The sequence below is a fragment of the Streptomyces sp. JLYT201 genome, from assembly GCF_059448825.1.
The window spans coordinates 61874-79275 of the sequence record NZ_CM182551.1; the positions used below are offsets into that span (position 1 = coordinate 61874).

Consider the following 17402-nt stretch of genomic DNA (forward strand, 5'->3'; position numbering starts at 1 on the left):
ACGATGAGTGCGAAGCGTCCCGACGACGCGCCCAAGCGGTGGAAGGGCGTGCACAAGGCGCTCGCCGACCCCTTGCGCATCCGGATCCTGGAAGGCCTGTGGGAGACGCCGCAGTCCGCACGTGAGCTTGCCGACCGGGTCGAGCTTCCCGCGGACCGGCTCTACTACCACCTGGGCCGGCTCGAGCGGGCCGGGCTGATCGAGATCTGCGAGTACAGGCCGCTGGCCCGCGGCAAAGTCGAGCGGATCTACGCCCCCGCGGTCAGCGAACCTCCCGGCGACGCCGCGGACCCGGAAGAGCTGGCGGACTTCCTCGGCTCGATGCTGGAGGCCACCCGGGCCGACATCAACGCCGCCTGCCGCTCCCGACAGGCCGGTGGGCGACGGGAGGTCGACCTCCACCGCGGCGCACTGCGGCTCACCGACGAAGCACTCGCCGAACTGCGCGGCCACATCGAACAGCTCGCCACCCGATTCGGTGACCACGACGCCCCAGGGACCTGGACCCGAGTCGTCATCGCGGTCGTCGACCTGCACGACCGCCCCGCCCCGAACCCGAGAGGCCTTCATGAATGACAGCGAAGACTCCACGGCAGACCCCGCCTTACGAGCCAGTGACACCGAGCGCGACCGCGTTGAGGCACAGCTGCAACATCACTACGCATGCGGCAGGCTGACACTGCCTGAGCTGGAAGAACGCGTAGCCATGGCCTGCGAAGCACGCACCCGCGATCAACTCGATGCCCTCGTGCAGGATCTGCCGGGTGAGACGCAAGCGCCCGCACCACCCGCTCCCGTGATCGATTCACGCCTGCTGATCATCCTGCTGTGTACGTCACCGCCAGCGGCACTCATCTACTGGCTCATCTGCCAGCGCACGGCACGCCGAGGAAGCCCACCGATGTGATCCCAGGAAGACGCTCCTGGACGCGGAGCTCTGCCTGGCAGCCCTCCTCGGCGAACCACGCGCGGACGGTCCCGGCGGGTCCGGCAGCTTAAGAGCGTGGATGCGGGCGAGTTCGGCCTGCAGTGCCTGCGCGGTGAGCCGGTGCGCTTCGGAGGTGTGGGTGAACACCGCGCGGTTGAAGTCGAATGTGAGGCCGTCGGCGGCGCCGAGCGAGGTGTCGGCGGCGAGCCGGGCCGCCACGGATGCGCCGCGCTCGCGCGCCCGGAGGCAGCGGGTGACGCCGGCTGCTCATCCAGCAGTCTTGCTGTCACCAGTGCCGCGGCCAGCGGCTGGAGGGGTGCGCAGCCGCAGGCGTTCTCCTTGCGGCCCGAACATGATCAGGTACTCGACCGGTCCGGTGGATCCGGCGTTGGCGACTCCGTGGGGGGTGTGGGTGTCGAACTCGATGACGTCCCCGGCAGTCAGGACGAGGTCCTGGTCGCCGAGTGCGATCCACAACCGCCCGTACAGGACGCACAGCCACTCGTAGCCCTCGTGGGCCCTCTGGCGGGGCCGCGCGGGCGGCTCCTCGACGGCGGGCAGGACGTGCTTGTGGGCGTGCAGGCCGCCGACGTACCGGGTCAGCGGCAAGACCGCCTTGTCGTCGCCGAAGCTGTGCGGCACCGTGCTGCGGGTCCCGGCCGCAGGGGCGGGCGCGGTGCCGGCCAGCTCGTCCAGGGAGACTTCGTACTCCTTCGCCAGCTGCAGCACCACCTCCAGGGTGGGCTTGCGCCGGCCGGTCTCGATCCGCGACAGCGTGCTGGACGAGACGCCGGTCGCGCGGCTGACAGCGGCGAGCGTGACGCCGCGGCGCTCGCGCACGGCCCGCAGCCGCGGCCCCATCGCCGCCAGCGTCCGGGTCACGTCGTCACCTGCCATCGGCCCCGTTCCTTCCCGCCGCGCCGCTTGATCGCCCTGTCCTGCAACCTTGCCAGACCGGCAACGCTGATCGCGCCGGGCGGCCGCGGCGCCGCATGATCGACGGGTTCCCGCCGGCCGCCCGCGAACCGAGGAGAAGTCCCATGCGATCCGAGCCGACCGCCGCACCGCGCCACCGCACCGTCCAGGCCCCGGCCGGGCGCCTGCACCTGGCAGAGCAGGGCACCGGCCCGCTGGTCCTGCTCGTGCACGGCTTCCCCGAGTTCTGGTACTCCTGGCGCCACCAGCTCCCGGCCCTCGCCGCGGCCGGGTACCGGGCAGCGGCGATCGACGTACGCGGCTACGGCCGCTCCTCCAGGCCCGCCGCAACCGACGCCTACCGCCTCCTCGACCTGGTGGAGGACAACGTCGCCGTCGTGCGCGCCCTCGGCGAGGAGAGCGCGGTGATCGTCGGCCACGACTGGGGCTCCAACATCGCCGCCGCCTCCGCCCTGCTCCACCCCGACGTCTTCCGCGCGGTCGGCCTGCTGAGCGTGCCCTACGCGCCGCCCGGCGGCTCCCGCCCCACCGACGTCTTCGGCCGGATCGGCGGCCCCGAGCAGGAGTTCTACGTCTCCTACTTCCAGGAGCCCGGCCGTGCCGAGGCGGAGATCGAGCCCGACGTCCGCAGCTGGCTCGCCGGCTTCTACGCGGCCCTGTCCGCCGACACGATGCCCGCCGAGGGCGAGCCCGACCCGCACTTCGTCGCCCGCGGCGGCCGGCTGCGCGACCGCTTCCCCGCCGGGCCGCTCCCGGCCTGGCTGAGCGAGGACGACCTCGACGTCTACGCCGCGGAGTTCGAGCGCACCGGCCTGACCGGCGCCCTCAACCGCTACCGCGCCATGGACCGCGACTGGGAAGACCTCACGCCCCACCGCGGAGCCCCGCTCACCCAGCCCGCCCTGTTCATCGGCGGCGCCCTGGACGCCTCCACCACCTGGATGGCCGACGCCCTCGACGCCTACCCCACCACCCTCCCCCGCCTGTCGGCCTCCCACCTCCTGGAAGGCTGCGGCCACTGGATCCAGCAGGAACGCCCCGCCGAGGTCAACCGCCTGCTGACCGACTGGCTCACCACGGTGCAGAGCTGAACCAGGCCAACTGCCAGAGCAGTTCGGCGGTGCGTTCCGGGCAGGCCGCGCCGAGGCAGCACACGCCGCTCTGCTCGCTGACGCCGAGACGCGTACGGCGCCGAAGACGCTGGTGGCGCAGACCGCGGTCAGGACCGCGGCGGTGGCCCCGTCGGCCGTGCGCCCATCTGTTCGCGCCACCCGGGCAGTCCGGGCCCGCCGGCGGACAGCTGATCGCCTTCAGCCGGGCTGTACGCCGCCCTGACCGGCGGCCCGCCCCTCCTGTCCCAGGGGGAACGCAGCCTGGTCCGGCAGCAGCACTTCACCGGCCCGCCGGGCACGATGTCGCCCCGCCCTCCCGGCTCTCGTCCTTCAGCCAGTCCGAGGCGCATGCGCCCCCGCCCCGCCAGGTGCCTGCCGCACACGCCGAACACCGGCCGGGTACCGCCAGCCTGAGCGTGGATCAGGTCCGCCTGCGGGGCATCCGGTCGGGTCAGAGGGAAACGGGACCCGGTCACCGCAGGCGGCACGCTGGGTCCTTGTCCGTTCATCCGGCGCGGAGTTCGGCGCCGAAGGCGTCCTGGAGCTGCCAGTCGATGAGCGGTGCGAGGGGGGCGGGCCACGCCTGGAGCAGGTGCTCTTCGGGGGACCAGTCCTCGCCGTCCTCCGATTCGCCCCCGTATGCGTAGCCGTGGTCGCGGCGCGGAGGACGCATCAGCCCTCTCCAGCGGGCGGGATCACGCGCTGGGCTCCGCGCTGCCCCGGTCGTCTTCTAGGGTCGTTCCCATGATGATCGATACGGGGACCACCGGCCTGCTCTTCGACGCCCTGCGGGCGGACGCTCTCACAAGCCCGGATCAGCTGACCGAGCTCTACTCGCAGCCGAACCCGAACGCACTGCGCAAGGAGATCGACCACCTGACCGACCAGACCCGCGCGCTGATCGGCTGTTCCTCCCTGGTGTTCATAGGCAGCGCCGACGCCGACGGCAGGGCGGACGTGACGCCGCGCGGGGGCCCGCCCGGGTTCGTCTCCGTGCTGGACGAGCAGACCCTGGTGATCCCCGACGCGACCGGCAACAAGCGGCTCGACACCATGCACAACGTGCTGCAGACCGGACGTGCCGGACTGCTCTTCCTCATCCCCGGCCGCCCGACCACACTGCGCGTCAACGGCCGCGCCTGTGTCTCCGCCCGCCCGGAACTGCTCGAACAGCTCACGCCCGTCGGCAAGCCGCCCGTCACCGCGCTGGTCGTGCACGTCGAACAGGTCTACCCCCACTGCCCCAAATCGCTGATGCGCGCCCACGCGTGGCAGCCGGAGAAGTGGGTGCCCGCCGACGCCCAGCCCGCCAGCGCCGAGGTGACGCTGGCCCAGCTGAACCTGCCGGGCCTGACGGTCGAACAGGTCGAGGAGGCCGAACGGGAGTCGCTGCGCCTGCGTTACGAGTGAACCGGACGCGGGCGCGCCCCACGCCTCCCGCGCCCCGCGGCCGCGCGGGAGGCGCTGCGGCGCCGGCCGCCGAAGGCCGTGCCGTTGCGGCGCGTGGTGCGGCCGGGCGGAAGCGTCGTGGTCCACGCTTGGCCCCCTCCGGGCCGATGGCGCGTTTCTTCCGCGACGTCGTCGACCTCCACAGCACGACGCGCCACGCCTCCTCCCACCTGGGCCGCCCCGAACTGGCCGGTCTCTTCCGTCCTCACGCGGTGGACCGGCACCTCACCGAGATGTACGGCCCCTTCACCGTCCACAGCCCGACCACGTCGGCGGCCCGGGGCGCCGCAGTCGACTGCCTCGGCGCCACGCTCGGCCTGGCCAGCCGCTTCCACGCACTCGGCCCGCAGAGCAGCTGGCGCCTGCTGGAGCCGGTCTTCGACCACACCGGCCTCCCGCACCGCCCGCCCGGCACACCGGCCCGCCCGGCGGTGCGGACCTTGCCTGCGAGCGGCTTCGTCGCCGAGATCCCCCGCCCGGCCACCGTCGCCGTCGCCACCAAGCCGACCGGCTGACAGCAGGCCGGGGGCCGCGCAGCAGCTCGGCCGAGGGCCAGGGCTCCGGTCCGGCTCCGGCATGCCTGCCGGGCGCCAGGGGACCGGGCAGGGGGCTAAGGCGCCTCCTTACGTCTAAGGCCCCGCCCCGCTGGAAGATGCGGAACCTTCCCGATGTGGCGGACCCGCCTGGGAAGCGACAGTGGAGTCATCGCAGGGAGCGAGACACCAGCACCGCAGGGGGAAAGAAGATGTTCGGCTACGAGATCCACCAGTTCCGCGCTGCCGAGCTCGCCCAGGAGGCCGCCCGCCACCGGCTCGTACGCGAAGCACGCAAGGGCGCCGCCGCGCCGCGCCGCCGGGTGCTGGGCCGGGAAGGAGCCGAGGCCCGCCTGACGGCCGAGCGCACCGGGGGCGCCGACCGTTACACCCGCGCTGCCTGATCCTCAAGGGTTGTCCGGGCAGATCGGCGCACTCGGGGTGCTGTCCTGGGTGCTGATGCCGGGCGCGGCGATGGGGGTGACCGGTGCTGGTGGCGGGTGTCGCCCGGATGGTCGTTCGGGCTTGCGGGGCTTTGGTTCCGCGCGCACGGTGAGGGCGCGTACAGCCTTGTCGCACGAGTCGCCGAGCGGTGTGGTGGGTATCCGCCGCGGGGGCGGCCCGGCCGATCTCCCGCCTGGAGGCCCCGTCATGCGCCACTCCGCCCGCCGCCGTGCCGCGGCCTGCGTGCCGCTTTTCGTCCTGGGTGCCCTGCTCGCGCCCTGCGCCCCGGCGTGGGCCGAGAGCGTGCGGGCGGTGGACGCCCGGCGCGATCTGATCAACTTCGGCACCGTCAAGTGGTTCAACGCCGAGAAGGGGTACGGCTTCATCGCGCCGGACGTCTCCGGTCCGGACGTCTTCGTCCACCACTCGCAGATCATCGGGCTGGGGTACCGGACCCTGCGGGAGGGTCAGCGTGTCGAGTACCAGGTGGAGGAGGGGCCCAAGGGCCCGCAGGCCGTGAACGTCGTTCCTTTGTGAGCGTGCGTCACCCGGGCCGGCGGCGCTCACGGCCGGGTGCGGGTGCGGGGCGGTCTGTGGTGTCATGTGCCCCCGCCCCGTCCGGCGGGCGGTGCCGCGGGGCGGGGCGGGGGTGCGTGAGGGGTCGGCCGGGCCGGTGGGCGCGAGGGGGTCAGCAGGCTCCGAGGTCCTGCCAGACGCCCCACTGGCCGGTGGTGCCGGGTTCCTCGCCGGTCGTCCACCACTTGGCCTTCCAGGTGTGGCCCTTGTGGGATACCTGCTGGCCCGCGGTGTAGACGGCGCCGGAGGACCAGGGGGCCGCGGTGCACTGGTGGCCGCTGCCGCCGGTGACGGTCAGGGAGTAGGTCGTGGAGTGGGCGGCGGAGGGGCTCGTGGCGGTGAGGACGATGCTGTAGGTGCCGTTGACGGCTGCCGTGGTGGTGGAGACCGTGAGGGTCGAGGTCTCGCCGGCCGTGACCGAGGCGGGGCTGAGGGAGGCGGTGACTCCGGCGGGTGCGCCGCTGACGCTCAGGTCCAGGGTGCGGGCGCTGCCCGCGGTGACCGCGGTCTTCAGGGTGCTGGTGGCGGAGGTGCCGGCCTTGAGGGTGGCGGCGGGCGGGGAGAGGGACAGGGAGAAGTCGTCGCTGGGCGGGGTGTTGCCGCCGGTGAAGGGCGCGAAGACGCGGGAGAAGTCCCAGGTGCCCTGTTCGATGCCGGAGCAGTCGTCCCTGGCTCCGCCGCCGGGGCACTTTCCGTTGTCGCGCTGCAGGGCCCAGAAGCTGAGCGTGTTGATTCCCTTGGAGACCGCCCAGTCGTACACCGTTTTGGCGTTGGGCAGGGTGAAGGTCTCGGCGGGGCCGAAGTCGTCGACGCCCGGCATCTCGGTGACGCCGATCATGCCCCAGAGCTGGGCGGGGGTCTTGGCGGGGTAGAGCTTGGCGAGCTGGTCGTACAGGCCCTGGGCGGCGGTCTTGGTGTCCTGGGCCATGTCGTGCTGGGCGTTGTCGTAGTAGTCGAACGTCATGATGTTGGCGATGTCGACGCGCGCGCCGTTGGTGACCGCGTTCCTGAGCAGGGCCAGGCCGCTGTCCGCCAGGCCCCGGGTGGTCGTCGGCAGGGTGTAGGAGATCTCCAGTTTGCGGCCGGTGGAGGCGGCCCAGTCCTGGACCTTCTTGATCGCCTTGTTGCGGCGGTCGATGCCGGCGGTGTTGTCCAGGGCGTCGACCTCGATGTCCATGTCGAGCCGGGGGACGTCGTAGGTCGTGATGACCTTCTGGTAGACGGCGGCGATCTGGTCGACGTCGGTGCAGCTGTCGGCGATCTCCGTTCCGGTGGTGTCCGCCGTGTAGCCGCCGAAGGAGGGGATGACGTCTCCGCCGCGGCCCTGGATCGTCTTGATGTCGGCGCCGAAGGACTTGGTGTCGATGGGCAGGGAGGTGTCGCCGTTCCAGTAGGCGGTGCAGGAGCCCTTCGTCGCCGTCTGGAGGAAGGCCATCGTCAGGTGTTTGGCGCCGGACTGGGCGCTGAGGGCGGCGGGGCTCTCGCCCGTCCACGACTCGAAGTAGGGGGCGAAGACATGGGCGGGCAGCGGGGTGGCGGCCTGGGCGGGGGTGCTGGGGAGCGCGGTCAGGCCCAGAGCGGCCACCGCGATGGCCGCCGCGGCGAGAGCGGCACGGAGGGAACGCATACGTCTCATGGCCATCCCAAAGGGGTGAAGGGGCGTCAGGGAGGGGCTGACGCGGGGCGGTTGCACCATGAGGTAGCCATGTGGTCATAGGCATGTCAATGGTATGGACCAAGCAAGGACTAGACCAATTCCGGGGGCGTTCCGTGCCGGGAGCGGCCGTGTGCGGCGCCGCGCGGCGGGGCCGCTGGTCAGACGGCCGCCCCGCCCCGGGCCGCGGGCGGCCGTCCGGGGCGGGGCGGCCGTACCGCTTGACCGTAATTTCAACAACCTCCGGCCCCGGCAGGACCCTCCCCCGTGCGCGCCGCCGCCGTACGCTCCAGCGCCTGGCGGGCGGCGAGACAGCCCGCGACCCTGAACGCCAGTTCGTGCGAGCCGAACGCATCGGCGCGGGCCGCCCGCAGCACCGCCCGGACGGCCACCACGATCCCGTGCCCGGGCAGGCGCAGCTGCTCCTCGATCCCCGCGGCCGCGGCCGCGAAGAAGCGCGGCAGGTCCCCGGCAGGCTCGTAGGCGACCGTCAGCCCGGGGGCCGTCCGGAAGGCGAAGCCCTCGGCGGCGGGCTCGAAGTCCACCGTGATCCCCGCGAAGTGCGGCGCGCAGTTGTGGCGCTGGTGCAGCACGCACACGCCGCGGACCGGATACGGCGGAAACCGGGGCGGCGAGAAGGTCATGCCGCAACGCTATCCCCGCAGCGGTGCACGGCCGCCGCGTGCCGGGGTGTCCGCGTCCCCGCTGCGGGGCAGGGTTCCCGCGGCGGGACGGGGTTCTCGCGGGCGGCCTTCGGGAGGCGGGCAGGGTGAGCGTGGACCGGCACGGCCAGGTGATGACGGACACCGGCGCCGCAGCGGTGCGGCACTACGAGAAGGCCCTGGAGGACCTCCTCTTCTTCCGCGAGGAGGTGTCCGGGCAGGTCGGGGCCGTGCTCGAGGCCTCGCCCCGCTCCGCCATGGGCCACGTCTTCCGCGCCTACCTCGGACTGCTCGGCACGGAGGAGAAGGACGCGGCCGCGGCGGCCGCAGCGTTCACCGCGTTCCGCCAGGGCGTTGACCCAGGCGGGCTGAGCGTGCGCGAGCGCCTGCACACCGAGGCCGCCTCCTGCTGGCTGGCGGGCGACCTGCACCGGGCCGGCCGGCTCCTGGGCGACCTCGTGGTGGCCCACCCCAAGGACATCCTCGCCCTGGCCGTCGGCCACCAGATCGACTTCTTCACCGGCAACGCCGTCCTCCTGCGCGACCGCATCGGCGGCGCGCTGGCCGCCTGGGACCGCGACGATCCGCACTACGGCCTGCTGCAGGGCATGTACGCCTTCGGCCTGGAGGAGGCCGGGCACTACGGCCTGGCCGAACAGGTCGGCCTGGAAGCCGTCGAACGCAACGCCCGCGACGTCTGGGGCATCCACGCCGTCGTCCACGCCTTTGAGATGCAAGGACGGCACGAGGACGGCATCGGCTACCTCGACGCGCGCACCGAGGCCTGGTCGGCCGGCAACTACCTCAACGTCCACAACTGGTGGCACTACGCCCTGTACCTGCTGGAGACGGGGCGCACCGACAAGGTCCTGGCGGTCTACGACGCGGCCCTGCACCACGACGGTTCGGCCGGGGCGGCGATGGAGCTGCTGGACGCCGCCGCGCTGCTGTGGCGCCTGTATCTCGCGGGCGCCGACACCGGCGGCCGGTGGCCCGTGCTGGCCGAGGCGTGGGCGCGCCGGGGCGACGGTCCCCACTACGCCTTCAACGACGTCCATGCCGTCATGGCCTACGTCGGGGCCGCCCGCATCGGCGACGCCCAGCGCCTGATCCGTGAGCGGGAGAAGTGGCTGCGCGACGCCGGGGCGGGGCCGTCCAACGTCGCGATGACCGCCGAGATCGGCCTTCCGGTGTGCCGGGCGCTGGTGGCGTACGGGCAGCGGCGCTACGCCGAGGTGGTGGACCTGCTGCTTGCGCTGCGCTACCGCTTCCAGGAGTTCGGCGGCAGCCATGCCCAGCGGGACGCCCTGCAGAAGACCCTGGTCGAGGCCGCCTTGCACGCGGGCCGGTACGACCTGGGCCGCGCGCTGCTGAGCGAACGCATCAGCCTGCGCTCCCGCTGCCCCTACAACCAGCGGGCGTGGGCGCGTCTGACGGCCCGGCAGCCGGGGTCCGGGTGAGCGAGGAGGCGGCCCGCGGGTGCCCCGGCCCCGCGGGCGGGTGCCCGGCTGCGCGGCGCCCTGCTGTACGGGGCGGGGTGCGCGGGGTGCTGGTGGTGGGTGTCGGTGTCAGGGGCGGTGTCAGCGGGGTGTCAGGGCGCTGACAGCAGCGGCGGAGATCGTAGAGACATCAAGCACCGACCCGGTGGCCCCCACCACCGGCACGAAACGCTCAAGGAGCACACCATGTCCCTCACCCTCACCACCCTCACCGACCAGGACAAGAACACCCTGCGCACCGCCGCCTACGGCGCCGTCTCCCTCATGGCCGCCGCCGACGCCGCCGGAAAGCCCCACAAGACCGCCACCCAGGGCACCATCGCCCTGACCTCCGCCACCGGCCAGGTCGGACACGTCCTCGCCGCCAAGACCCCCCTCAAGAACCTCAAGGGCACCACCACGGCCGCACTCGCCGAACACGTCCTGCCCGCCCTCACCGCGGCGATGCAGCTGCTCCACCGCCACTCCCCCGCCGAAGCCGCCAACTTCCACGCCACCGTGACCACCGCCGTCCAGGCCGCCGCCCACGCCCACCGGGCCGAGCCCGGCCCCACCCTGACCGCCATGGCCCGCAAGATCACCGACGCCCTCGACGCCGCGTGAGCACCGGGCCCGCCCGGGCCCGGTGCCCGCGCTGCTCGCCGCGGCGCGCTGCCCGCGGCGCCGTACGGGGACGGCGGGCCGGGCGCCCGGCGGGGGTTACAGGTGCAGGAGCATGAGGATTTCGTCGCGGTCGTCTCCGGGGGCCAGGCGCAGGGCCGCGGGCCAGCGGCCGATCTCCTGCCAGCCCAGACGGGCGTAGAAGGTCTCCAGGCCCGCTCCGGCGCGTGCGGCCAGGTGCAGTTGCTCCAGGCCCATCTCGTGGGCCGCGACGTGGTGGGCGTGTTCGGTCAGGGCGGCGCCGATGCCCCGGCCGCGCATGCTGGGGTGGGTCTGCACGTGGTGCACGGTCCCCCAGTGGGCGGTCAGGGGCGAGGAGTCGCGGCTCAGGTGCAGCCAGCCGACCAGTTCGCTGCCGTCCCAGGCGGTCAGCAGGCGGGACGTGTGCGGGGCGAGGCCCGCGATGATGGTGTCGAGGGCGGGCGCGGCCTGCTGGGTGCTGAGGGGCGGTAAGGGGAAGCCGGCGGCGCCGCCGTCGTTGGTGACATCGACCCAGCACTCGAGCAGGGCTTGGCGCACATGCGCGTCGATGTCCCGGGCCGAAGCGACTTGATGCAGGTGGAAGGAGTCGGTGGTCATGGCGCGGAGTCTGGCAGGACCCACTGACATCGCCCGCCGCGATCCGGGGCTCCGGCGCACCGCTCGGGGTGTCCGTGCGCCAGGGCGGGCCCGGCGGGTGTGCGGGTGCGTACCGCCCGGCCGTCGTGAGGGCGCACGGGCGCTGGCCCGCCTGAGCGGGCCGCTGTGGGGCCCGCCGGTCATGCCCCCCGGGCGCGCGGGTGGGTGGGGTCCGGTGGTCGTGGCGCCCGCTGCCTGCGGGCCCGTTCGGACTTGATGGGGCCTCGGGTGGCCGATCACCGTCAGGACCGGGTCGGTGGGGCCTGCGGAGCCGGTCGCCGTGGTGGTGATGTGCGCCGCGTGTGCGTGCTCGCCGGGTCGATCCGCCTCTCCCCCGCGGCCGGGACTGCGGGCGGGGCGGCGGAGGTGTTCCCGGTGAAGGGCGAGGCGCGGTAGCCGCGCAGCGCGGTGCCCCGGATCCGCTGGGAGCTGGAGCCGGGCTGGTCGGCATACCCGGCCCGGCGGGTGGCCCTGTGGCCGGGCCATCGGCATGCGTGATCCGGTGCCGTCCGGACGGTGCATGTCAGTGGCAGGGCCTACCTTCAGGTGCCCCGAGGTATCCACCGGACTCGACGGACTCGACGGACTCGACGGACTCGACGAAGAGGATCGCCACGCATGGCTCTGCCGGCTTCCGCCGTTCACGGCGTCTCTCTGACCGAACGCGTCATCGTCCGCGTCGAGGCCGCCCCTTCCCGGCCGGTCCTGGACTACGCCCCGTGGGCCGGTCCCTGGGTGTCCGCGCCGCCCTCGCCGCTGCCCGCCGACGTGCTGGACGGTGCCGTGTTCCCCAGCGGCCGCCCGCTGCCGCCGAGCCTGCGCCGCCGGCTGGCCTTCGACAGCCAACTGCTGCGCCGCTTCGGCTGGTTCGGGCCTGCCTGCGGCTTCACGCCGCGCACGCTCGGCCGGCTCGCGCGCGAGGAGTTCGGCGACGGGTGGGGGGCGTGTTACGAGCCGCTGTCGGCCCGCTTCGACGAGTGCTTCCTGCTGCCGGGCGGATCCGACTCCCGCCGGGTCCTGGCCACCTGCGCCGTCGACGAGTACGGCGAGTACCCGGTGTTCGCACTCGGCATCGACGACCTCCCCTGCATCGAGCTGATGTACCCGGGCCTGGATGTGTACCTGGCGGACACGGCCGGGCTCATCGCCCGCGCGGGGCAGGGCTATGCCGCGCTGGCCGACGCCCCGGCGTACGGGCCGCGGATGCGGACCCACGCGCGCCAGGTGTTCACCGGCGCGCTCGCCCAGGAGTGCCTGGGGTGAGCACGCCGGTGTGCCGTGCCGGTGGGGCTCAGGGGCGGCGGCCGACGAAGCACAGGAAGGCGGTCTGCGCGTCGGCGCCCGGCGGCACGGGCACCTTGGGGCCGAAGGCCCAGGGCTGGCGCAGCGCTTCGTCCATCGGCTCGAGGTGGGCGTGGACGTGGGTGACGACGTCGGGGTCCAGGCGCTCGTCGCCGCCGGTGGCGCGGGCGAGGTCCCAGGTGTGGATCAGGACGTCTTCCGGCAGGGTCTCCACGATGTCGGCGAAGGGCTGCGGGCCGGCGAAGGTGGGCATCTGGGCGCGCAGGCAGGCGGGGTCGTCGATGGCGGCCGTGAGGCCGTCGGCGATCTCCTTCCAGGCGGCCTGGAGATCGGCGCCGGGGGCGAGGCGGGGCAGGCCTCCCATCTCGGCGACGGCGACGCCGTGCAGGGGCGCGGGTTCGCTGCCGTGGACGGTGGCGAGGATGCGCCGGGACTCGTTGATCACGTGGACGGCGACGTCGCGGGCGCTCCACTGGGGGCAGGGGCTGGGCGCGTCCCAGCGGTCGGCGGGGACGGCGGCGAGGCGGGCGGCGAATCCGTCGGCGGTACGGCGGAAGCGGGTGGCCGGGGCGGAGGGGGACATGGTGGTGTTCCTTGGGTGGGGAGGGGGTTGCGGGGGTGCGGGTTCCGCGGGGCTCGGGGGTTTCGCGGGGCTCGGAAGTGCTGCTGGGGCATGGGCGCGCCTTGGGGCACAGGGGTGTGGGGGGGCGCAGGGTGCCTTGAGGGGCGGTGCAGGACCTCGCCGGGGGGCGGGGCGCTCCGGGGCGCGGCGGCATCTCGGGGCGGCGGGGCGGTTCGGGGGCGGTGGGGCGTCTTAGGCGGTGAAGTGCCTTGGGGTGCAGGGGCGTTGTGGGGCCCCGGGAGGCCGGGGAGGGGCGGTGCGGCGCCTCAGGGGTGGTGGGGCACCCCGGGGCGGGGCGATACCTCGGGGGCGGCGGGGCCCCAGCGGGTGGATGCGGGCGCAGGGCGGGTGAGGAGCCCGGGGTGGGTGCGGAGCCCGGGGTCGTGGGGTGCCTCGGGACCCGTGGAGCGCCCGGGGAAACCGTGGAGCGCCCGAGGGGGGACCGTGGAGCGCCCGGAGAAACCGTGGACCGCTGGGGCCCGTGGAGCGCCGGGGCCCGTGGAGCGTGCCGGGCCGTGGAGTCAGGACCAGGCGGGCAGCGGCAGGAGTTTGCCGGTTTCCAGGTAGGTCTTGAGGTTGGACAGGACCGCGGACCAGCCGCCCGCGGCCTGGCGGCGCTCGGCGTCGTCGCGCAGGTTCTCGTGGGTCACGGTGAGCTGGACGGTGCCGCCGAGCGGCTTCAGGTCGAAGGTGACCGTGGAGGGCCCCTCGGGGCGTTCGTCGCCGGGGCTCGCCCAGGTGACGACCAGGCGGGTGGGTTCGGTGGCCTCGACGACGGTGCCGGTCACGTCGGCGACGCCGCTGCCGTCGGTGCGGCGGTGCTCCCAGGGCGAGCCGGGCCGCCAGTCGGAGACGTTGTGGTGGCCCCAGTAGGCGGCCGTGATGTCGGCGTCGGTCAGGGCCTGCCAGACCTTCTGCAAGGTGGCTTCGATGTAGGTGGTGTAGACGAAGTCGGGCTTGGCGGTGTGGGGGGTGGTCATGGCGCTTTCCGCTTTCTGTTTCAGGGCGCCCAGTGCGGCGAGGCGGGGGCGGTCGAACTTGCCGATCCACCGCTCCTGGAGGGCGTGGATGGGGACGGGGTTGAGGTAGTGGAGCTTTTCCCGGCCCCGTTTGACGGTGGTGACGAGGTTGGCGGCCTCCAGCAGTGCCAGGTGCTGGGTCGCGGCCTGGCGGGACATCTCCAGGCCGGTGCAGAGCCCGCCCAGGGTCTGGCCGTTGTCCTCGTGCAGGCGGTCCAGGAGGAGTCGGCGGGTCGTGTCGGACAGGGCCTTGAAGACCTTGTCCATGTCATCGTTCACCCCTCCAATAATGCAAGCATTTCCTTGCATGTCAAATAGTGAGCATGAAGCTACTCCGCGTGGCCGCCGCGTGGCTTTCCGCGCTCCCCGGCCGGGCGGAGCGCCCGTGCGCAACTGTGGCCGCCGCGGCCCTTGTTCTCGGTGAGCCGTGGGGGCACGCTCGGTGACCGAGTGGGCGACGTAGAGTTCGTCTTGATCTTTTCCGAGGGGTGCGGGCGGCGGCCGTACGGGTGCGTGCGGGGGCCGGGATGGGATGTGGGATGCGTTCACGCAGGAAGGCAACGGACGCGGCCGGTACGGGAGTTGAGCCGCAAGGCGGGGAGGGGGTGGGGCGGCGGCGGTTCCTCGGGTTCGTGCTGGCCGCCCCCACCCTGGTGACCGCCGCCGAGCTGGGGGCGGCGCCCGCGGCCGAGGCGGACATCACCGAACTGGTGGACCTCAACGACGTGATGACCACCGCGGCGCTGCCGACGTCGAACCTGATCACGGTCGAGGTGCACGCCGACGGCACGGTCTCCTTCGCGCTGCCGCGGGCCGAGGTCGGCCAGGGCATCACCACGTCGACGGCCATGCTGATCGCCGAGGAGCTGGACGTGCCCCTGGAGCGGGTGCGCGTCACCCTGGCCGACGCCCGGCCGGAGCTGGTGTTCAACCAGCTCACCGGCGCCTCCAACACCACCATCTCCACCTATCTGCCCATCCGGGTGGCCGCCGCCGTCGCCCGGGAGCGGCTGCTGCGGGCCGCGGCCGCCGAACTGCGCGCCCCGCTCGCCCGCCTCACGCTGCGGGCGGGCACCGTCACCGACGGCGCGGGCACCGGCATCGGCATCGGCGAGCTCGCCGCCAAGGCGGCGAGCGTCACGGTGCGGCGCACCTGGGTGGACCTCAAGGACCGCGCGGACTTCACCGTCATCGGCCGGCCGCACAACCGCATCGACGCGCTCGCCGCGGTGACGGGCCGCAAGAAGTTCGCGATGGACCTCGACGTGCCCGGCGCGCGGCCGACCATGGTGTGCCGGGCGCCGACCATCAACGGCCGGGTCGGTTCGGTGGCCAACCTCGACGAGGTGCGCGCCATGGCGGGCGTCACCGACGTCGGCGTGGTCTCCACCGGGGTCGCGGTGCGCGCGCGGACCTTCGGCCAGTGCATCGAGGCCGTGCGCGCGCTGCGGGTGGCGTGGAGGCCCGGCAGCGTGGACGGCGCCTCGGACGAGTCGGTGCTCCAGGAGCTCAAGGAGGCGGAACTGCCGCTGGGGCTGCCCGCGCTGACGCCGTCGGTGGAGGCCCGCTTCACCTTCCACTTCCGCGGCAACAGCGCGCTGGAGCCCAACTGCGCGATCGCCGACGTGCGGCCGGACCGGGCGGAGATCTGGTCGGGCCTGAAGGCGCCGATCGTCGCCAAGCAGGCCATCGCGGCCCGCCTGGGGCTCGCCCCGGGCGCCGTGACCGTGCACGTCACCGAGGGCGGCGGCTCCTTCGGGCGCAAGCTCTTCCTCGACGCCGCACTGGAAGCCGCCGAGATCTCCCAGACGTTCGGCAAGCCGGTCAAGCTGATGTGGCACCGGGCCGACGACGCGCGCCAGGGCCGCGCCCACCCCATGGCCACCTCCCGGGTGCGGGCCGCCTACGCCGGCGGCGCGGTGCTCAGCTACAAGCAGCGGCACACCAGCGTGGCCACCGACTTCGGCCACGGCCTCGGGGAGGTCTTCACCGCCCTGGCCGCGAAGCTGCCGGTGGGCGACGCCGCGTTCTCCCAGACCTTCTTCCACCTCACCCAGTCCATGCCCTACGACATCGCCGTGCACAGCCGGCTGCTGAGCGAGACCAACAAGGGCTTCAACACCGGCAGCATGCGCGGGGTCTACTCCCCCGACGTCGTGTGCGCGCGCGAGCTCGTCATCGATGAGCTCGCCGCGAAGATGCGCCAGGACCCCCTGGCCTTCCGGCGCGGCCTGCTGCGCGAGAAACGCTTCCGGGCCGTCCTGGACAAGGCCGCCGACGCCGGCGGCTGGGGGCGCGCGATGCCGGCCGGGACCGCGCAGGGCATCGCCTTCCACAGCGAGTACCGCTCGGCCAGCGCCGTCCTCGTCGAGATCGACTGCCGTCCCGAAACGGTGAACAGGCCCGTGCGGGACGGGGTGAGCGGGCCGCGCGTCACCAAGGCCGTCGTCGCCGTGGACGTCGGCCTGGCCGTCAACCCGCGCGGCCTGGAGGCACAGATGACGGGCGCCGTCATGGACGGCATCGCCCAGGTGCTGACCTCCAGCCTGCACCTGCGCGAGGGGCACTTCCTCGAGGCGAGCTGGGACAACTACTTCTACACCCGGCAGTGGAACACCCCCCTGGAGCTGAAGGTCCTGCTCATGCCCTCCGCCGGCGGCGAGCCCGGCGGCGCCGGGGAACTGGGCGTGGCCGCCTCCATGGCCGCCGTCGCCTGCGCCTACGGGCGGGCGACGGGCACCATGCCCACCCGCTTCCCGGTCAACCACGGCACGCTCTCCTTCACGCCCAAGCCGACCGTGCCGCCCGTGCCCGCCTCGCCCACCGACGGCCTGGACCACGTCCGCTGAACCGCCCCGCCCCCGCCCTGCGCCCGTGAAGGGCCGCCCCACACCAAGGAGTTGCCGTGCCCGAGCACACGTTTCGCCTCAACGGCGAGCAGGTCACCGTCGAAGCCGCCGATGACGAGCGGCTGTTGTGGGTGCTGCGCGACCTGCTGGGCGTGACCGGGCCGAAGTACGGCTGCGGCATCAACGTCTGCAAGGCCTGCACCAGCCACCTCAACGGCAAGGCGGCCAACCCCTGCGCCATCCCGGTCAAGGACCTCGCCCCCGACGACGAGGTCACCACCATCGAGGGCCTGGCCGCCACCGTGGACGCCGAGCTGCACCCGATGCAGCAGGCCTGGCTGGAGCAGGACGTGGCCCAGTGCGGCTACTGCCAGCCCGGCCAGATCATGGCCGCCGTGGCCCTGGTGCGCCGCCTCGCCCAGGAGGGCCGCGCCGTCACCGACGCCGACCTGGACGGCATCCGCAACATCTGCCGCTGCGGTACGTACGTCCGCATCCGCGAGGCGATCCGGGCCGGCGCCGAGCGGATGTGAGGGTAC

At 73.4% G+C, this 17402-nt stretch carries 19 protein-coding genes; 12 read left to right on the forward strand and 7 right to left on the reverse strand.

Going from position 1 to position 17402, the window contains the following annotated elements; translation table 11 throughout:
* Positions 1-3: 3 nt before the first annotated feature.
* Complete coding sequence (locus AC5WAM_RS00295; RefSeq protein WP_495521060.1) at positions 4-576, forward strand: helix-turn-helix domain-containing protein; 573 nt, start codon at positions 4-6, stop codon at positions 574-576.
* Positions 569-907 (forward strand): DUF1707 SHOCT-like domain-containing protein, encoded by a 339-nt coding sequence (locus AC5WAM_RS00300; protein ID WP_366795570.1) that lies wholly within the window; start codon positions 569-571, stop codon positions 905-907. The genes AC5WAM_RS00295 and AC5WAM_RS00300 overlap by 8 nt, the downstream gene beginning before the upstream one ends.
* A 288-nt stretch (positions 908-1195) precedes the next feature.
* On the opposite strand, the gene AC5WAM_RS00305 is transcribed toward AC5WAM_RS00300, so the two are convergent.
* Positions 1196-1825 carry a helix-turn-helix domain-containing protein gene (locus AC5WAM_RS00305; protein ID WP_495521061.1) on the reverse strand — a complete coding sequence of 210 codons (630 nt, stop codon included), beginning with the start codon at positions 1823-1825 and terminating at the stop codon, positions 1196-1198.
* Positions 1826-1968: 143 nt separating this feature from the next.
* On the opposite strand from AC5WAM_RS00305, the gene AC5WAM_RS00310 reads away from it, so the two are divergent.
* Positions 1969-2955, forward strand: coding sequence for an alpha/beta fold hydrolase (locus AC5WAM_RS00310; protein ID WP_495521062.1), 987 nt, complete (start codon positions 1969-1971; stop codon positions 2953-2955).
* A gap of 526 nt (positions 2956-3481) precedes the next feature.
* On the opposite strand, the gene AC5WAM_RS00315 is transcribed toward AC5WAM_RS00310, so the two are convergent.
* Complete coding sequence (locus AC5WAM_RS00315; protein WP_495521063.1) at positions 3482-3649, reverse strand: hypothetical protein; 168 nt, start codon at positions 3647-3649, stop codon at positions 3482-3484.
* A 71-nt stretch (positions 3650-3720) separates the two neighbouring features.
* Here AC5WAM_RS00315 and AC5WAM_RS00320 point away from each other — a divergent pair, with 71 nt between their 5' ends.
* From AC5WAM_RS00320 to AC5WAM_RS00335, 4 genes are all read left to right on the forward strand, one after another.
* Positions 3721-4386, forward strand: coding sequence for a pyridoxamine 5'-phosphate oxidase family protein (locus tag AC5WAM_RS00320; protein ID WP_366795566.1), 666 nt, complete (start codon positions 3721-3723; stop codon positions 4384-4386).
* A 146-nt stretch (positions 4387-4532) separates the two neighbouring features.
* A complete protein-coding gene (locus AC5WAM_RS00325) occupies positions 4533-4940 on the forward strand; it encodes a hypothetical protein (protein WP_495521064.1) in 408 nt (135 codons plus the stop codon).
* A 230-nt stretch (positions 4941-5170) separates the two neighbouring features.
* Entirely contained in the window at positions 5171-5362 is a 192-nt protein-coding gene (locus tag AC5WAM_RS00330; RefSeq protein ID WP_495521065.1) for a hypothetical protein, read from the forward strand.
* Between the two features lie 373 nt (positions 5363-5735).
* On the forward strand, positions 5736-5939 hold the full coding sequence (locus tag AC5WAM_RS00335; protein ID WP_495523770.1) for a cold-shock protein: 204 nt from the start codon (positions 5736-5738) through the stop codon (positions 5937-5939).
* Between the two features lie 151 nt (positions 5940-6090).
* Here AC5WAM_RS00335 and AC5WAM_RS00340 read toward each other — a convergent pair whose 3' ends face one another.
* Both AC5WAM_RS00340 and AC5WAM_RS00345 read right to left on the reverse strand, forming a co-directional pair.
* Complete coding sequence (locus AC5WAM_RS00340; RefSeq protein ID WP_495521066.1) at positions 6091-7614, reverse strand: glycosyl hydrolase family 18 protein; 1524 nt, start codon at positions 7612-7614, stop codon at positions 6091-6093.
* A 251-nt stretch (positions 7615-7865) separates the two neighbouring features.
* A complete protein-coding gene (locus tag AC5WAM_RS00345; RefSeq protein WP_495521067.1) occupies positions 7866-8276 on the reverse strand; it encodes a hypothetical protein in 411 nt (136 codons plus the stop codon).
* 125 nt (positions 8277-8401) lie between these two features.
* Between AC5WAM_RS00345 and AC5WAM_RS00350 the strand changes: the two genes are divergently transcribed.
* On the forward strand, positions 8402-9754 hold the full coding sequence (locus tag AC5WAM_RS00350) for a tetratricopeptide repeat protein (RefSeq protein WP_366795562.1): 1353 nt from the start codon (positions 8402-8404) through the stop codon (positions 9752-9754).
* 225 nt (positions 9755-9979) lie between these two features.
* Complete coding sequence (locus AC5WAM_RS00355) at positions 9980-10396, forward strand: hypothetical protein (RefSeq protein ID WP_495521068.1); 417 nt, start codon at positions 9980-9982, stop codon at positions 10394-10396.
* Between the two features lie 96 nt (positions 10397-10492).
* On the opposite strand, the gene AC5WAM_RS00360 is transcribed toward AC5WAM_RS00355, so the two are convergent.
* Entirely contained in the window at positions 10493-11032 is a 540-nt protein-coding gene (locus AC5WAM_RS00360; protein ID WP_495521069.1) for a GNAT family N-acetyltransferase, read from the reverse strand.
* 657 nt (positions 11033-11689) lie between these two features.
* Here AC5WAM_RS00360 and AC5WAM_RS00365 point away from each other — a divergent pair.
* Positions 11690-12334, forward strand: coding sequence for a hypothetical protein (locus tag AC5WAM_RS00365; protein ID WP_495521070.1), 645 nt, complete (start codon positions 11690-11692; stop codon positions 12332-12334).
* Positions 12335-12362: 28 nt separating this feature from the next.
* Here AC5WAM_RS00365 and AC5WAM_RS00370 read toward each other — a convergent pair whose 3' ends face one another.
* Together AC5WAM_RS00370 and AC5WAM_RS00375 are read right to left on the reverse strand one after the other, a co-directional pair.
* Positions 12363-12956, reverse strand: coding sequence for a TIGR03086 family metal-binding protein (locus AC5WAM_RS00370; protein WP_495521071.1), 594 nt, complete (start codon positions 12954-12956; stop codon positions 12363-12365).
* Positions 12957-13516: 560 nt separating this feature from the next.
* Entirely contained in the window at positions 13517-14281 is a 765-nt protein-coding gene (locus AC5WAM_RS00375) for an ArsR/SmtB family transcription factor (RefSeq protein ID WP_495523771.1), read from the reverse strand.
* Between the two features lie 272 nt (positions 14282-14553).
* On the opposite strand from AC5WAM_RS00375, the gene AC5WAM_RS00380 reads away from it, so the two are divergent.
* On the forward strand, positions 14554-16863 hold the full coding sequence (locus AC5WAM_RS00380; protein WP_495521072.1) for a molybdopterin cofactor-binding domain-containing protein: 2310 nt from the start codon (positions 14554-14556) through the stop codon (positions 16861-16863).
* A gap of 56 nt (positions 16864-16919) precedes the next feature.
* Positions 16920-17396 (forward strand): (2Fe-2S)-binding protein, encoded by a 477-nt coding sequence (locus AC5WAM_RS00385; protein WP_495521073.1) that lies wholly within the window; start codon positions 16920-16922, stop codon positions 17394-17396.
* Positions 17397-17402: the final 6 nt, after the last annotated feature.

What these genes read in the sequence shown, in the direction of transcription:
- AC5WAM_RS00375 (WP_495523771.1), bottom strand. Translation starts at nt 14,281, where the DNA reads ATGGACAAGGTCTTCAAGGCCCTGTCCGACACGACCCGCCGACTCCTC.
- AC5WAM_RS00370 (WP_495521071.1), bottom strand. Translation starts at nt 12,956, where the DNA reads ATGTCCCCCTCCGCCCCGGCCACCCGCTTCCGCCGTACCGCCGACGGA.
- AC5WAM_RS00310 (WP_495521062.1), top strand. Translation starts at nt 1,969, where the DNA reads ATGCGATCCGAGCCGACCGCCGCACCGCGCCACCGCACCGTCCAGGCC.
- AC5WAM_RS00380 (WP_495521072.1), top strand. Translation starts at nt 14,554, where the DNA reads ATGCGTTCACGCAGGAAGGCAACGGACGCGGCCGGTACGGGAGTTGAG.
- AC5WAM_RS00330 (WP_495521065.1), top strand. Translation starts at nt 5,171, where the DNA reads ATGTTCGGCTACGAGATCCACCAGTTCCGCGCTGCCGAGCTCGCCCAG.
- AC5WAM_RS00295 (WP_495521060.1), top strand. Translation starts at nt 4, where the DNA reads ATGAGTGCGAAGCGTCCCGACGACGCGCCCAAGCGGTGGAAGGGCGTG.
- AC5WAM_RS00315 (WP_495521063.1), bottom strand. Translation starts at nt 3,649, where the DNA reads ATGCGTCCTCCGCGCCGCGACCACGGCTACGCATACGGGGGCGAATCG.
- AC5WAM_RS00355 (WP_495521068.1), top strand. Translation starts at nt 9,980, where the DNA reads ATGTCCCTCACCCTCACCACCCTCACCGACCAGGACAAGAACACCCTG.
- AC5WAM_RS00320 (WP_366795566.1), top strand. Translation starts at nt 3,721, where the DNA reads ATGATGATCGATACGGGGACCACCGGCCTGCTCTTCGACGCCCTGCGG.
- AC5WAM_RS00360 (WP_495521069.1), bottom strand. Translation starts at nt 11,032, where the DNA reads ATGACCACCGACTCCTTCCACCTGCATCAAGTCGCTTCGGCCCGGGAC.
- AC5WAM_RS00365 (WP_495521070.1), top strand. Translation starts at nt 11,690, where the DNA reads ATGGCTCTGCCGGCTTCCGCCGTTCACGGCGTCTCTCTGACCGAACGC.
- AC5WAM_RS00340 (WP_495521066.1), bottom strand. Translation starts at nt 7,614, where the DNA reads ATGAGACGTATGCGTTCCCTCCGTGCCGCTCTCGCCGCGGCGGCCATC.
- AC5WAM_RS00345 (WP_495521067.1), bottom strand. Translation starts at nt 8,276, where the DNA reads ATGACCTTCTCGCCGCCCCGGTTTCCGCCGTATCCGGTCCGCGGCGTG.
- AC5WAM_RS00300 (WP_366795570.1), top strand. Translation starts at nt 569, where the DNA reads ATGAATGACAGCGAAGACTCCACGGCAGACCCCGCCTTACGAGCCAGT.
- AC5WAM_RS00305 (WP_495521061.1), bottom strand. Translation starts at nt 1,825, where the DNA reads ATGGCAGGTGACGACGTGACCCGGACGCTGGCGGCGATGGGGCCGCGG.
- AC5WAM_RS00325 (WP_495521064.1), top strand. Translation starts at nt 4,533, where the DNA reads ATGGCGCGTTTCTTCCGCGACGTCGTCGACCTCCACAGCACGACGCGC.